General features: G+C 65.6%; 1 protein-coding gene. It reads right to left on the reverse strand.

The window, feature by feature from the left end:
• Positions 1-248: 248 nt before the first annotated feature.
• The coding region (locus ACFQGU_RS17025; RefSeq protein WP_386768891.1) for an APC family permease at positions 249-1,472 on the reverse strand (1,224 nt) is incomplete at its 5' end.

Genomic DNA, 1,472 nt, shown 5'->3' on the forward strand with positions numbered 1-1,472 from the left:
AAGTCCGACCCGGTGATCCCTCGAGGGAGGTCACAGATTACCTGCGGAGCGCCGCCGGCACGACGCCCGGCACGCCATCCCGCACCCTTCGGTCGAGGGCGACGGCAGGCGCGCGGAGCCGCGCCTGCCCGGCCAGGACGTGCGGAGACGCAGCGACCCCGGCACGGATCCGGGGGCCACGAGGGACCGTCCCGTACCCGTGCCGGGGTCTCACGGAGTGCTGCTCGACGCGGAGCCGACCCGCAGGATCAGGGTGCGCGCTGATCGTCGAGGATGGCCTTCTCGTCGACGAAGGCCTCCATCATCTCCTCGTCGTGGAGCATGCCGATCCGCTCGTACCGCTCGGGTGAGCTGCGGCGCAGCCACAGCGCGTAGACGAACCCGACGACCGCGACGATCGCGACGAACAGCGGGATCAGCTGGACGACGGTGGCCTCCGAGCCTGCCAGGAAGGTCAGGTTCTGCAGCAGGAGCCCCATGATGACCAGCTGGGCGATCGTCCCGATGATGGGGGCGATCATGGTCTTCCAGTAGTCACCGGGACCGTTCCTGCCGATGCGGTTGAAGTACATGATCACGGCAATCGAGACTAGGCACTGCACCGCGATCACGGACAGCGTGGAGAAGATCGCGAGCCAGGTGCTGAGCTCCAGGAGCGGATCGGCGCCCGCCATGGCGAACAGGGCCACCGTGACAATGGCGGTCACGGTCTGGGCGGCCGACGCGACGTAGGGCGACTTGTACTTCGGGTGCGTCATCCCGAGGGCGGGAGGCAGGATCCGGTCCCGTCCGAGGGAGTAGAAGTACCGCGAAGCGTTGTTCTGCATTGCGAAGACGCAGGCGAAGAACCCGGTGACCACGAAGATGTCCATGGCGGTGCGGACGATCGGGACGGAGTAGAGGTCTGCGAGAACGAAGTAGTAGGTCCCTAGGAGCTCGGTCGCCTTCTCCACGGACTGGTTCCCGAAGCCCACGATGCCCGCGTAGGAGGCGAAGGTGTAGAACGTGCCGAGCACGAGCACTGCGATGAAGGTTGCCCTCGGAACGGTCTTCTTGGGGTCGTGGGTCTCCTCGCCGTAGATCGCCGTGGTCTCGAAGCCGATCCACGACCAGAAGGCGAAGAAGAAGCCGATGCCCAGCGCAGGCGCCGATGACCACGACGCGGGGTTGAGCGACTCGGGCATCTGGCCGTCCGCACCCCCCTGGACGATGATGGACACGCACAGGATGATGACGACGAGCACTTCGAGCGTGAGAAGGAAGCCCAGGATTCGGGCGGTGACCGTGACGCGGTAGTAGGAGAGCAGGAACATCACGGCCATCATGCCGATCGCGTACCAGTACCAGGCGATGTCAACCCCGAAGTAATCACGGAAGAGCGTAGCCGAGAAGTAGCCGAGCCCGCCCGCGATGGCCGCCGCGATCATGCTGTAGGCGGCAAGGATCATCAATCCCACGGACAGACCGAAGGG

Origin of the sequence: Longivirga aurantiaca (assembly GCF_042660085.1) — a bacterium.
Lineage (GTDB): Bacteria > Actinomycetota > Actinomycetes > S36-B12 > CAIYMF01 > Longivirga > Longivirga aurantiaca.